This window comes from Foetidibacter luteolus (genome assembly GCF_009650435.1).
Lineage (GTDB): Bacteria > Bacteroidota > Bacteroidia > Chitinophagales > Chitinophagaceae > Foetidibacter > Foetidibacter luteolus.
Genome location: NZ_VVIP01000035.1, coordinates 261,677 through 273,875, shown reverse-complemented (window position 1 = coordinate 273,875; position 12,199 = coordinate 261,677). Strand labels below are relative to the sequence as shown.

Here is a 12,199-nt window from a genome sequence, read left to right as displayed (position 1 = left end):
GGATGCACCCACTCACCACTCACTACTCACCACTCACCAATAAACTACCCGGGCTGAAAAGATGCCATGAAATACCAGCCGATGAACGTAGTGCGACGCAACGATGCCTCCCACAATGAACCAAAAGCCGGCCACCCCATTCTTCATGCTAAAAACAACAGCAACATTTACGCTGCATGCTTACCTTTAGCGCCATTTGCCAAATTTGGGTTTCAAACTAAAGCTATGATTGTAGTTACAGGCGCTACGGGCCTGGTAGGTTCGCACCTGGTTAAAGAACTGGCCAGGCAGGGTAAACAGGTAAGGGCACTGTACAACAGAACTGCCCCGGCAGGCAATATGCCCGGTATAGAATGGGTAAAAGCCGATATACTGGATGTTGTTGCGCTGGAAGAAGTATTGGCCGATGCCCGCCAGGTGTACCATTGCGCCGCCATTGTTTCTTTTAGCCCCAAAACAAAACATGTACTGCAGCAAACCAATATTGAAGGCACTGCCAATGTGGTAAATGCCAGCCTGGATGCCGGGATTGAAAAAATGGTTTTTGTAAGCTCCGTAGCCGCGTTGGGAAGGATAAGGGAAGGTGAAAGCATTAATGAAACCATGTTCTGGACACCGGAAACCAGCAACAGCGAATACGGCAAAAGCAAGTACCTGGCAGAAATGGAAGTGTGGCGCGGTATAAGCGAGGGCCTTAACGCTGTTATTGTTAACCCTAGTATTATACTGGGCAGCGGAGACTGGAGCAAGGGCTCCGCAGAATTGTTTAAGAGCGCTTATAAAGAGTTTCCCTGGTATACCAATGGCATCAGCGGCTTTACCGATGTTGCCGATGTGGTAAAAGCCATGATAATGCTGATGGAAAGCGACATACACTCCCAAAGGTTTATCATCAACACAGAAAATATCTCTTTTCGTGAACTGTTTACCGCTATTGCCAACAGCTTTAATAAAAGGCCGCCGCACCGGGAGGTTACACCCCTAATCGCGGAAATTGTGTGGCGTGCAGAAGCTGTTAAAAGCATGTTTACCGGCAAAACGCCAATGCTTACAAAAGAAACAGCCCGCACATCCCTAACCAAAGTGTATTTTGATAACAGCAAGCTGCTGCAATACCTGCCCGGCTTTACATATACGCCGCTGAACGAATCTATAGAGCGCATTGCCGCGGAATTAAAACAACAGTACCAGCTATAAAGCAGCACCCTTTTAAGCCCACAGGCAACCCCGCTACTTGTTATACGTATTCATAAGGCTGTAAGTTGTTGATGTGCTATACGTACATTGCCTTACGCCAAACACGTATGAAACGCATTCTATTTACCCACTCATGGTTTCACCGGTACGATGCCAAGCAATGGAAAACGGCGCAGCCATACCCACCCCTGGGTACCATGTATGCAGCAGCGTTAATGCGGCAACAGGGTTGCGAAGTGAAGATTTTTGATACCATGTTTGCACATAACGCTGCAGAAGTTGTTCCGCATATTGATAGCATGCAGCCGGAGATTTTTACCATTTATGATGACGGCTTTAACTACTTAACCAAAATGTGCCTTACCAACATGCGGGAGGCAGCCTTTGAAATGATACGCATAGCCAAAGCAAAAGGCTGCACCGTAATTGTTTCCAGTTCAGACTCCACCGATCATTTTGAAAAATACCTGGACAATGGCGCCGACTTTATTTTATTGGGCGAGGCAGAGATAACCCTTAAAGAGCTGGTTGCACAACTGGGTAAAGCCGGTGCTGATTTCTTTTCTATCCAGGGCATTGCTTTTCGCCAGGGCGGCAATACCATTAAAACCGCCCGGCGCATGGTATTAAAAGAACTGGATGAACTGCCTTTTCCCGCATGGGACCTGGTTAACCTGGATGTTTACCGCGAGGTTTGGATGCAACGCCACGGTTATTTTTCCATAAACCTGGCTACAACAAGGGGCTGCCCCTTTAAATGTAACTGGTGTGCCAAGCCCATTTATGGCAACCGGTACAACTCCCGCTCACCGGAAAATGTAGTGGCGGAAATAAAGATGCTGAAAGCCCGCTACCCATTTGACCGTATCTGGTTTTGTGATGACATTTTTGGCCTTAAACCCGGTTGGGTAAACCGCTTTGCGGAGTTAACACAACAGGAGAACCTTCAACTGAATTACAAAATTCAATGCCGGGCAGATTTGCTGTTGCAGGAAAATTATATAGCCAGCCTTGCCCGCAGCGGGTGCAGTAATATTTGGATGGGGGCAGAAAGCGGCTCGCAAAAAATACTGGATGCTATGGACAAAGGCACCACGCTGCAACAGATAGAGGAAGCGACAGGGTTGATAAAAAAGTACGGTATGAAACCTTCTTTTTTTATTCAGTTTGGTTACCCGGGCGAAACAAAAGAAGATATTGAAAAAACCATACGCATGATTAGCCGGTTGCTGCCCAGTGATATTGGCATTTCAGTTTCGTACCCACTGCCGGGCACAAAGTTTTATGAAAGCGTAGAAGCTGAGTTGCGTGAAAAAGCCAACTGGACAGATTCTGATGAACTGGCACTGATGTTCAGGAATACTTATCCTGCCCCTTTTTACAAGCACCTGCACCGCTATGTGCACAGCAGGTTTAACCTGGCTACCACAAAGGCGGATGTACAAAAGTTGTTCAGGCAGCCGTGGGGTTTACGCTTTGCGCATGTAAAAAGAATTGTCAAAGTACCCTGGCATTGGTATACCGGGTTTATGTACCGGCAGAAAATGAAGGCGTTTCAATACTAGCCGGGCTGTAATACTAACCAAGCATAATTATTCACCATTGACCATTCACGACTATGATACCAGCGACATATTTCCATAGCATCATCGTTGCGTCGCAAGCACTTCATCGTCCGGTTAATATGGCGGCATTTAAGCGTAGATAAAATCAAATTATTAAAGCTGTTTACAGGCGTATGATCACAACTTCTCCTTTCGATATTATGGCAGGCACTTACGACAGTGATTTTACCGCTACGCGTATCGGAAAGCTGCAGCGAGATAAAGTGTGGAAACTGCTACTACCTGTATTAAACCGTTATCAAAAGCCGCTCAATATTTTGGAACTCAACTGCGGCACCGGAGAAGATGCTGTAAGGCTTGCCGCACTGGGGCACTACGTTTGTGCAACAGACGCTTCAGCCGCCATGATTGAGCAGGCCAGGCAAAAAGCCTCAGGCCAAAATATACAAGGTGGCCTGGAGTTGCAGGTCTGTAGCTTTGCGAACATTTCAGCAGCCTTTGCTAACCGGCATTTTGATTTGGTGCTTTCAAATTTCGGCGGGCTTAATTGTATTGATGACAAGGAAATGCAGGTGCTCTGCAACAGCCTTTCCACCCTTACTACAAACGGAGCGGTATTGGTTTTTGTGGTAATGGGCCGGTTTTGCCTTTGGGAAATGCTGTATTATACGGTGAAGCTGGATTTTAAAAGGGCGTTTAGGCGCCTGCAAAAATTTACGTTGTTCAAAGCCGGTGAAAATCAACTGCCGGTTTATTACTATCACCCCTGGACCCTGCAAAAAATTTTCCGGCAGCATTTTAAAAAACAACAGGTAAACCCGGTTGGCTTTTTTGTTCCCCCCTCTTACCTGGAGCGCTATTTTGCTGCAAAACCATCGTGGCTAAACAGGTTTAACCGTTGGGATAATGGCTGGGGCAACCATACCATGTTCTCGGCTTTTGCAGATCATTTTTGTATGATACTTAAAAAGAAAGGGCAATGAAAATACTGCTTACGCATGGATACTTTATTGCCGAAGATGCCAAAGAACAGCAGATTATGCGGCCATACCCACCGTTGGGCATACTGTACATTGCCGCTTACCTGGAAGAAAACGGTTATGCCAACGAAGTTTTTGATTCCACGTTCCAGTCGCCGGGAGAATTAAAACGGCGTATACTGATTGACCAGCCGGATATCATTGCCATTTACACCAACCTAATGACCAAACTAAACGTGCTGAAGGTGATTCATTTTATCCGCAGCAACAGGCAGCTTTTACCTAATACCAAAATAGTACTGGGCGGGCCGGAGGTGCGGAACCATAAAGAGAATTTTTTACGCTATGGCGCTGATGTGGTTGTGTTTGGCGAAGGGGAAGATACCATGTTGGAGCTGGTAAAACTATTTGAAAAAGAACCCACGCCACTGCTGGAAGCTGTGCCGGGCATAGCCTATATTAACAACAACGATGAAGTGGTTACCAATGAAGACCGCGTACTAATCAGGGACATTAATAAGCTGCCTTTTCCGGCAAGGCAAAAAATAAACCTGCAGCAATACTTTGATGTATGGCAGCAACGCCATGGAACAAGCATGGTAAATGTAAGCACCATGCGGGGCTGCCCATACTCCTGCAAATGGTGCAGCCGTGCGGTATATGGCGCCAGCTACCGCCGCAGAAACCCTAAGCTGGTGGTGGATGAAATGCAATGGCTAAAACAGCATTATAGCTTTGATATGATTTGGTTTGTGGATGATGTATTTACGATTAACCACAAATGGTTGAAGGAATTTGTGATGGAAGTGCGAACCCGTGAAGCGGTTGTACCCTACGAAATTATTTCACGGGCAGACAGGCTTACGGAAGAAGTAGTGCAACTGTTGAAAGAAAGTGGCTGCTTCAGGGTGTGGATTGGCGCTGAAAGTGGCTCGCAAAAGATTATTGACGCTATGGACCGCCGTGTTAAAGTGGAGCAGGTAAGGGAAATGATCAGGCTGGTGAAACGGTATGGCATGCAGGCCGGCACATTCATTATGCTGGGCTATCCCGGGGAAAACGAGCAGGATATTAAAGAAACCCTGCACCACCTGCGCTATTCAAACCCAGACCAGTACACCATTACCGTAGCCTACCCCATTAAAGGAACGCCGCTTTACAGTGAGGTAGAAGATGTGTTTATTGAAAACCTGCCCTGGGAGACCAGTACCGACAGGGATATAGATTTTAAACGTGCTTATAACCGCCGCTACTATCACTACGCTATGAGCTGGATACAGAATGAAGTACTGTACAGCAAGAGCAACGCCGCTTTACTAAAGGTGAAGCTGAAACTGAAAGCCCTGGCCGCCCGTACGGGAATGATGCTGGAAAAAATAAAGGGGCACCCGGCCAGCACAATTAGCCAATAAATGAAACCGGTTTAGCAACAGCCATCCAAAGAACCAACCGAAGAAATGTCTGCATGGTTTTTTATTGCCAGGTTATAATAGATGCTGCGTAAAACGTGCAGTAGCGCCCCCGAGGGCTATATGTGTACCGCAAACAGGATGAGGATGTGAATAGCTTTTTCAACCCTGTTGGTGTTGAGAGACCATCGCCAAATGCCAACCCCGGATAAAATCCGGCCTATTCATATTTAGTGCTACGGCTATTGAATATTTTTATCCTGTACATGCTATAAATTGCCCGGATGAAATGCGGTGTTGCTTTTTTTATTTACAAGGCATACAACCTGCCCGCAGGAAAAACAACAGGCTGCACCGTCGGGTGAGGGATTGAAGCGGTTACCCCGGTGAGGCCATAGCAGCAGGGCCTTGTGCCGGAGTAATAGCGGAAAGCCCGGCCCGAGGTACGAGGGACACCCCCTAAAAAAAATTCTGGTGCAAACAATACAATAGCCCTGCAACCCTGTGGCGAGATTGAAGAATGCTATTGCAAAGTTTTACGCGGTGCATACCATCAACAACCTGCTTTTGAGATAAGCCGGGGCATATATGAAAGTAGTTTAGGTTGTGGATTCTGAAGTTTGGTTATTTTGCTTGGGGCTTTTGCCTTCTGCATCTACCTGCATGAGAAACTGGAACAAATCTTCTTTAGGCTGTAATTGTAGCTTTTTGCGAAGCCTGTAGCGGCTTATTTCTACCCCTCTTACAGAAATACTGAGCAGCCGGGCCATTTCTTTGCTGCTAAGGTTCATACGGAGGTAAGCACATAATCTTAGTTCGTGGGGTTTTAAACCTGGATATTTGTTTTGCAGAGTGATTAAAAAGTTGTTGTGTACGTTGTTAAAATGAATAGAGAACTGCCTCCATTCCTCATCAAGTTTTTCTTCTGAACCCAGGCTGCGCAGTAACTTTTTTAACTCGCCAGGTTCAATAGGTTCATTTCCAGGTTTATTGAGTTTATTTAGAATGTCTGCTATTTTTGAAAGGTATTCTTTTTTTTGTACAAGATTCAGTGCAGTATTGGCAAGCTCTGCATTTTTTCGTTCTATCTCAACTTCTAATTTTTCGTTTTGTAACCTTATGAGTTCTTTTTCAGATTGCTCCATCTGCAGGCGGTGCAGGTAAGCCATTTGCCTTTGTTCTTCTTCAAATTTCTTTTGGTCTTCCTGTCTTTTAGCTTCCATTTTTTGTTTCTGCTTTCTTACCTGGTGCTTAAAAAGCAGGTATAATGCTTCAAAAAGTGTAAGCACATATAAAATATAGGCCCATAAGGTTTTGTACCACGGCGGGCTTATTTTAAAGGAATAGGTATATTCTTTAGACTCCTGCGACGGGCCATTTCTTGCTTTTACATGAAAAACATAAGAGCCGGCAGGAAGGTTTGTATAATCTTTTGTACTGGTTTGCTCCCATATACTCCAGCCTTTGTCGAAGCCCTGCAGAAAGTAGCTAAACTCAAGTTCTGTATTAAGGTGGACGATGGAAGCAGAATAAGCAAAGTGCAGTGAGTTGTGTTTATATGGCAACGCCGGTTTATTTACTAAGGAATTGAGCGAGTAGCCGCCATATAGTATGCTGTCTGTAGAACCGATTATTTTAACCGATGTTATATAGGCTGTAAATGGCTGAATGCTTTGATGATATTTTTGGTAATCAATGTTATAAAATCCGTCCTGACCGCCCACAATAACATTGCTGGTATTATAGGGAAATATGTTTTCAAAGCCACTTACAATTTTATTTTTTAGCTCTGGTATATAATTTATTACAGGATTTTGATTTGTATAATCTGCTACGCCAACCATTTTGTCTTGCACAAACCATATATTTCCTTTGTCATCTTCTGTTAAGTAACGTACAGGGCGGTTACCGAATAACAGGGCATAATCTTTTGCCTTCTGCATTTTATCATTTTGCTTGTTGTATTCATATATCCCTTTTTTAGTTGCAAACAATATTTTTCCTTTAATCTTAAACACATGGTTATCCAAATCATCAGGTAAGCCATCTTTTTGGTTGTAATGGGTAACCGTATAGTCAGGAAGGGTAATTTTATAAATACCACGATAGGGGTGCGAAACCCAGATAGTGGCGCCATCTGTTTCTACATACCGGCTGGATTCTGAAAATTTATTGATGCCTCCCTTTTCCAGAATGTTACCGTTGTTTGTTTCATACAATTGGATGCCCAGGTAGTTACCTGCTGCAATTTGTAATGGATATGTTCCTGCTTCAATAGGGCGATAAGTCCAATAGCCGGTTTTAGAAGATATGAGGCTGGCCTGATGGTTGGTTACTTTCTAGAAGCCATCATCCCTGCCAACAAGAAGCTGATTATCGAGTACCGATAAATTCCAGGTTAAGCCGCTGAGCAACAGTTTGGGTTTTGCGGTAATTGAACTTAAATCGGCTGCAGAAGAAAGTGGCAGCCATTGCAAACCGGTGGAAAGCGCAAAATATATGTTACCGCCTACAGTTTTGGCGCTGTAACCGGCGCCATTGTTAAACGCAGCGGGGTTGATATGTTTTATGGGGTTATTGCAGGCAAAGAAGACAATACCATTGTCAAGACCAATCCATGAATTTCCGTTTTTATTTGTAAAAATGCAACGGACGGTATTGTTTGGCAACCCGTTTTTTGTTGAAATGTTTTCCAGTATTTTCCCTTGCCTTGTTATACGGTATGCGCCGTTAAAATAGGTACCCGCCAAAAAACTACTGTCATCTACCCATGACAGTGAAGTAAAGTGCTGGCTGGCATTAAAATCTGAAGCAATGAGTTTAAATGGTGCCAACTTATTTTGTACCAATAAGTATAAACCATTCTTTGTGGTACTCAGCAGGCAGGTATCTCCGGAGCCGGGCTTTATATCGGTAATAAAAAATCCGGGGGGCAGAGAGGTTTCGCCAATAAATGGCTGCCAGGTATTATTCTGGTAAATAAATAAGCCGCGGTCTTTTTCATGGGCTATTGCTTTGCCCTGATATTGGTGCAGGGAAAGCCATTTGGAAGAAGAAGGGTAAGACGTAAATTTTTGGCCTGTGAGTTTAAAAATTATGGGGTCTGTCCTGAAAAAAACATCATTCCCAACAACCTCCAGTTCCCAAACATCAGCAAACTTTTTTGCGCTGTCTGGCAACAGGTCTTTTAAAGAAGTATATTGAAGTTTGCCGGCATTGTCGGGGGCAAAATAACCCAGTTCGTCCTGCGCTCCGGCATAAAGTTTTCCGTACTTATCAAATGCAATAGATCTTAAAATGGTTTTATTGGGAACAGGGAGAATCTGCCAATTTGTACCATTAAAAATTAAAAGGCCTTCATTATTTGCAACATACAAACGATTGTTAACATCCTGTGTTATAGCCCAGTTTTGAATGCCTGCTCCATATTGATTTCTTGTAATGCCCCTGATTTCATTAAGCCCTATTATTTCCTGGCCATACCCTTGCTTATCTCCAAACATAATGATGAAAGCAGGGAATGTAATTTTTACTAAAAACAACCGCAGAGAAAGTGTATATGGCCCAAGATGTATTATAGATGTACGTATTTAGGCCAAATATAACGCTTAATTGAAAGTGTAGTAGTAGGGATGTGGTGGTTTTTTAGGTTTTGGGCGGTTCGGAAAGTTATTTTTATCTCCACTTTTTTACCTGCATCCCGGCAGAAATTTTTTTTAAAAGATTGCTGAAAAAATTGCCTGGTTGTTGAAAAACTAACGGTCTTACAATTCAAATCAAAAAATTGCTGTATGAGAAAAAGTATCGTATCTGCTTTTCTTTTTTTCTTTTTCACCGCTTCGGTAAAGGCTCAATCAAATACTGTTGCAGTCAAAATGACAGGTGGAGGTTCGAGTCTTATTGTTAATGGAAAGGAGTTTTTTATTAATGGGATGAACTGGGATTACTTCCCTATTGGCACTAATTATTCTTACAGCTTATGGAAGCAACCGGATGATATAATACAGGCTGCACTGGATTACGAAATGCCATTGCTGCGCACTATGGGGGTAAACACTATTCGCCAATATACAGGCGTACCTGCCAGGTGGATTAAATATATATATGAGAATTATGGTATTTACACGGTACTAAACCATTCTTTTGGCCGCTACGGGCTTACGCTTAAAGGCAAGTGGGCACCTAATACCGATTATTCAAGCCCGCTGGTAAAAGAACTGTTGTTAAGCGAGGTTAAAGACATGGTAAACCAATATAAGAATACTCCTGGTGTGCTGATGTTTCTTTTGGGGAACGAGAATAACTATGGCCTTTTTTGGAGGGGGGCGGAAACAGAAAACATTCCTGTTCAGGATAGAAAGTCTACAAAGGATGCACAGCATTTATACAGGTTATTTAATGACGCGGTAAAAGAAATAAAAGCCATTGATGTTTCTCATCCGGCAGCAATTTGTAACGGGGATTTACTTTTTCTGGATATTATAGCTAAGGAGTGTACGGATGTGGATGTGTTGGGTATCAACAGTTATCGCGGCTTTTCGTTCACAGATTTATATGAGAGGGTTAAGAAAGAGTATGGCAAACCGGTAATGCTTACGGAGTTTGGAGCGGATGCGTATAACAGCCTTGCCAATGAAGAAGACCAGGAATACCAGGCAAAATGTTTGGTAAGTAACTGGAAAGAGATGTATGCCAATGCCGCAGGTATGGGTAAAAGCGGCAACAGTTTGGGCGGTTTTACTTTTCAGTTTAGCGATGGATGGTGGAAAACAGGCCAAACCTTAAACCTTGATGAGCACGATGCTGACGCGTCATGGGCAAATGGGGGTTATCTCAATGATTTTAAACCCGGCGAAAATAATATGAACGAGGAATGGTTTGGTATTTGCGCAAAAGGCAAAACCAACGAAAGAGGCATTTATACGCTTTATCCACGGGCAGCATATTATGCTTTGAAAGAAATTCACAAAATAAACCCCTACAGCGGTGATGCCCAGGTTCAGCTTAACCATTTTGGCAATGCTGAAATTACAGAAGCGATGTTGCGGGCCCGAGGGGATAAAGCCGCTTCAATAGCTGAGGATAAAGGAAAGATTTACTTAAGTGATTTACAGGCGAACTTTACAACATATAATACCGGCGGAAGCCTTATTTCTACACCGGATGAAGTTGTTCCCAATTCCAATACATATCCCAACAGGCTGGGCTTCGACCGCATGGAATCTTTCAATATTGGTATTACCGCTAAGCCATCTTCAAATGTTACCGCAAATGTTCAGTTTAATGTTTTGGGAAATGTAGCTGAAAACCCAATTGACGAAGTTTTTTATGAAAACCGCGGAAGAAAAATAACGGTAAATACGCCCACCGGCACGGTGCAGGTAAACTCAAATAACAGGTTGCAACTGTACCGCAGCAGCATAAGCTGGAATGCCAGGTATTTTAAACTGAATGCCTTTTACCGTACGGGCCACAACCATTGGGGGTATGAAGGCGATTTCTTTGGCCTTTACCAGGAGGCTAACTATGGGCCCAATATAGACATATACAATGGAGAAGCGCCTTTTGGTTTTGAAATAGAAGGTAAAAAAGCGATTAAAGGTTTAAAAGTTGCATTTGGCCCGGAACTATGGTGGGGCGCTAACCCTGCGGTTCTTGTTAAATATAGCCGCAATGTGGCACAATTTACTGTTACCGGAATCTTTCATGAGGATATAACGCAGCGCAGCGGCATACAAAGCTCAATAGCAGTACCGGTGCCAAAAACCAGGAAAGCCGCTATGAGCATAGCAAGAAAATTTGGAAATTTTGGTTTTGACCTTGGCGGGTTATGGGCTGGCCAGCCGCTTAATGGGCGCACTTTTCAGTTGGTAAGAAATACAGGAGGTAACGAGAAGGTGTTTCAGGATGAAATAAAGTCTAAAGATAATTTCGGCAGTAAAATAAAGTTTACATATACCGGCGGGGCCTTTAAATGGTATGGGCAGGGTGCTTATATGGGCTTGGTTGCCAATGGCGGGCCAGACCAGACAAAAACATTTACCGGCTGGCGTTTAAAAGACTGCGGCAGCGGCAACCAATACAATGTATTAAGTGGTTTTACCTATAACCATGGCAGCATCCAGATTGCTCCGAACTTTCTTTATCAAAAACCTATTGAGGGGCCCATTCCGTCAGATGCCCTTGCCCCTGCAAGGCCAAGAAATATTTTGGATGATCCGTTTGCTGTACGATCCAACAGGGAAACAGTTGCCGGAGAGTTATTGTTAACCTATGATCCAACACCTGCTACATGGATGTACGAGTGGGATAACGACAGGGCTGAAGATGCCAAATTTGCAATGAGTGCTGATTTTGTTTACCGCCATCTGCCCACAATACAAGACGCTGCAATTGGTATTTTGGCAAATGGCCGCACATTGTTTGCCTTTCCGGGTTCTGCCCCGGCCCAGAATTTATGGGAGGTTAACACCCGCTTTGTTTCTAAAGTAAACCCTGACTTGGGGCTTATTGCAAATTTTTATATTGGCAACGCCCAGGCTAATGGTAATGATAAAAGAACCATTAACAGAACAGGCATAGATATCAGAACGATTTATAAAAAAATAAAGCTGGCTACTGTTGCGAAGTTTAATGATTGGGGCCCTTTTGATTATCACCGTGACTTTAACCTTACGTTCCCCTTACAGTTAATGGCCGATATTTCTACTGAAGTTGGCAAGCCAGATTGGTTTATACTGCCGTCAACTAAAATTGGTATAAGGGGTACATATAGAACGCTGAATAAATATTCACCAAGGTATTCGCCTGTAAAAACAATTGATGCTTCTGGCAACTGGGTGCCCGACCCTAACGCTATTGGCTTTCCTGATGGCAATGAATGGGAAATACGGACATACATTCAAATTAATCTTGGCAGATAATAAAACTGGTTGAAACAAAGCTGTTATGCCTGAAGCTGTGCTATTTTGTTTTGGTGATGCAACCGCAGACTGAAGCTGCCATACCGTACTAAGATGAAGTGATTGCGACGCAACAGGCGATGCCA

General features: G+C 43.7%; 7 protein-coding genes. 5 read left to right on the top strand and 2 right to left on the bottom strand.

What is annotated here, in order from left to right; all coding sequences use genetic code 11:
- The first annotated feature begins 66 nt into the window (after positions 1–66).
- The 4 genes from F0364_RS10530 to F0364_RS10515 all read left to right on the top strand — a co-directional run bounded on the left by F0364_RS10530 (position 67) and on the right by F0364_RS10515 (position 5,154).
- Positions 67–1,197 (top strand): NAD-dependent epimerase/dehydratase family protein, encoded by a 1,131-nt coding sequence (locus F0364_RS10530; RefSeq protein WP_235921049.1) that lies wholly within the window; start codon positions 67–69, stop codon positions 1,195–1,197.
- 107 nt (positions 1,198–1,304) lie between these two features.
- Positions 1,305–2,762, top strand: coding sequence for a B12-binding domain-containing radical SAM protein (locus tag F0364_RS10525; protein WP_153797735.1), 1,458 nt, complete (start codon positions 1,305–1,307; stop codon positions 2,760–2,762).
- Between the two features lie 173 nt (positions 2,763–2,935).
- Entirely contained in the window at positions 2,936–3,745 is an 810-nt protein-coding gene (locus tag F0364_RS10520) for a class I SAM-dependent DNA methyltransferase (RefSeq protein WP_153797734.1), read from the top strand.
- On the top strand, positions 3,742–5,154 hold the full coding sequence (locus F0364_RS10515) for a B12-binding domain-containing radical SAM protein (RefSeq protein ID WP_153797733.1): 1,413 nt from the start codon (positions 3,742–3,744) through the stop codon (positions 5,152–5,154). Before F0364_RS10520 ends, F0364_RS10515 begins: the two co-directional genes overlap by 4 nt.
- Positions 5,155–5,750: 596 nt before the next feature.
- Here the strand turns inward: F0364_RS10515 and F0364_RS10510 are convergent.
- Together F0364_RS10510 and F0364_RS10505 are read right to left on the bottom strand one after the other, a co-directional pair.
- Entirely contained in the window at positions 5,751–7,370 is a 1,620-nt protein-coding gene (locus tag F0364_RS10510) for a helix-turn-helix and ligand-binding sensor domain-containing protein (RefSeq protein WP_153797732.1), read from the bottom strand.
- 120 nt (positions 7,371–7,490) lie between these two features.
- On the bottom strand, positions 7,491–8,693 hold the full coding sequence (locus F0364_RS10505) for a ligand-binding sensor domain-containing protein (RefSeq protein ID WP_153797731.1): 1,203 nt from the start codon (positions 8,691–8,693) through the stop codon (positions 7,491–7,493).
- 249 nt (positions 8,694–8,942) lie between these two features.
- On the opposite strand from F0364_RS10505, the gene F0364_RS10500 reads away from it, so the two are divergent.
- Positions 8,943–12,074 carry a glycoside hydrolase family 2 TIM barrel-domain containing protein gene (locus tag F0364_RS10500; RefSeq protein WP_153797730.1) on the top strand — a complete coding sequence of 1,044 codons (3,132 nt, stop codon included), beginning with the start codon at positions 8,943–8,945 and terminating at the stop codon, positions 12,072–12,074.
- Positions 12,075–12,199: the final 125 nt, after the last annotated feature.